Source organism: Streptomyces sp. SM1 (assembly GCF_002910825.1).
GTDB lineage: Bacteria > Actinomycetota > Actinomycetes > Streptomycetales > Streptomycetaceae > Streptomyces > Streptomyces okerensis.
The window spans coordinates 1-2,066 of the sequence record NZ_NEUB01000736.1; the positions used below are offsets into that span (position 1 = coordinate 1).

2 protein-coding genes are annotated in these 2,066 nt (G+C 69.2%); one reads left to right on the plus strand and one right to left on the minus strand.

Features of this window, described 5'->3' with window-relative positions; genetic code table 11:
- Nucleotides 1–451 (minus strand): transposase family protein (locus B9S61_RS40405; protein WP_181007414.1); only part of this gene is annotated, 451 nt, incomplete at its 3' end.
- 856 nt (nt 452–1,307) lie between these two features.
- Between B9S61_RS40405 and B9S61_RS21485 the strand changes: the two genes are divergently transcribed.
- Nucleotides 1,308–2,066, plus strand: a 759-nt coding sequence (locus B9S61_RS21485) for an AfsR/SARP family transcriptional regulator (protein ID WP_146064912.1), incomplete at its 3' end; no start/stop codon positions are given.

A 2,066-nucleotide genomic window follows, 5' to 3' on the forward strand; every position in this document is an offset into this window, starting at 1 on the left:
GTGCCATCGCGCCGATCACCGTCACCGCGACCGACTCGCTGCCGCCAGACCCGCGAAGCACCTTCCCGTCCACCGCCACCGTCTCCAGACCGAGCCCACCCACCCGCAGCAGCACTTCCAGATCCGCGGGACGCACCAGCGTCAAGGCCCGTCGCAGCGTGTCCGCACTCGGCGTACGCACCAGCTGGAAGGGGCCCAGCGGACGCAGCCCCAGCCGCGGCAACTCCACCGGCCCGGCGGCCGCCGCCCACTGCGCCATCGCCCGGTACGAGCCGAACCCGGCCGCCGTCGCGCACAGCGTGACCAACAGCAACGACACCAGCGAGAAGCACCGGCCCCGAGGATCACGCGGGTCTCTCACCTCGGCCGGCCGCCGCAGAAGCAACGTCCGCTCCGACGCGAGCGACATCGACTCCATCACGGGCACACACATGGCAGACTGACGATTCACCGAAGCTCCGTAGACACAGGGCGACTTGCGAGGTCACCCCGCTCAACGGAGCTTCGGTCCTCCACGTCACGGACCGCTCACCTGCGGAAACATCTCAATCCCGGACCTTGCGTCAGCCCTGCCAGAGCCACCTAACGGAGTCCTACTAGAAGGCTGCTGAAAATCTTGTTGCGCGGGCTGTCCGGCCGTGGGGGAGAAACCGCGATGGCGGGCCGGCCGCGCAGACGAACCGACGGGCCGTCACTGTGGACGGCAAGACGGTGCGAGGCTCGCGCCCCGCCGAGAAGAGCGTGGTGGTCCTGCTCGCCGCGATGGACCACACAGGCACCGCCCTGGCCCAGCGGCAGATCGCCGACAAGAGCAACGAGATCCCCCTTCGTACCCTTGCTGGAGACTCGAGGACCTGGACGGCGTCGTGGTCACCGCTGACGCGCTGCACACCCAGCATGCCCACGGCACCCGCTCCCGCGGGGCCCACTACCTGGCAATCGTGAAGAAGAACCACGCCGAACTCCACGACCGGGTACGCCATCTGCCCTGGCGGGACATGCCGTTGGAACACTATGACCGAACCCGCGCCCACCACCGCACCCGCCAGAAACGCGAACACGCTCCCGGCCGGGATCAACTCCCGGCACGTCTCCCCTCACGTCCTCGCCGACGCTCTCCCCAGCCCATTCCCCCTGCACGAACACAAGACTGGCCCCACTCCACCCGGAGCGGGGCCAGAACCCAACATTTCAGCAATCTTCTAGGGATGTATCTAGACATGACGGGGCCGCGTTGACCCGTACACGGTCACACAAGACGCTGGAGGAGTCTTGCCCACCGGTCGTACGACGCAGAGGAATCCCCGTTGAACTTCCTGTTCCTGGGCCCGCTTTCCGTCCGGCTGAACGCGCGTGAGGTGCACGTGTCGGCGCCGAGGCAGCGCGTGGTCATTGCAGCACTCCTCCTCAACGCCAACCGGGTGATCTCGGTGGACCGGATCGCCGAGTACGTCTGGGACGGTGCTCCGCCGCCGAGCGCCGCCGCGACCGTCCGCACCTACGTGATGCGGCTGCGCCAGTCGCTCGGCGAGCACGCCTCCGCCCGGATCCTCACCCGGGCGCCCGGCTACCTCCTCGAACTCTGCGAGCACGAGAGCGATCTGGGCCAGTTCACGGCCCACCGCCGGCACGCGGCCGAGTTGTCCAAGCGCGGGGACCTGGAAGGGTCCTCCGCCGAACTGGCCGCGGCGCTCGCCCTGTGGCGCGAGGAGCCGCTGGCCGACATCCCCTCCCGGACGCTGCGCGACGTCGAGGGGCGCTACCTGCAAGAGCTGCGCCTACAGACCATGGAGCTGCGCTTCGACGCGGAACTGGCGCTGCTGCGGCACGCCGAGCTGGTGCCCGAACTGGTGAGGATCGTCCGCAAACACCCCCTGCGCGAGGCCCTGGTGGGCAAGCTGATGCTGGCGCTGTTCCGTTCGGGACGGCAGTCGGAGGCCCTGGACCTCTACCGGCACACCCGGGTGCTGCTCGTCGAACAGCTCGGCGCCGAGCCGGGCGCCGAGCTGCGCGAGATCCAGCGGCACATCCTCTCCGCCCACGACCGCCCCCGTACGCCGGGCCCC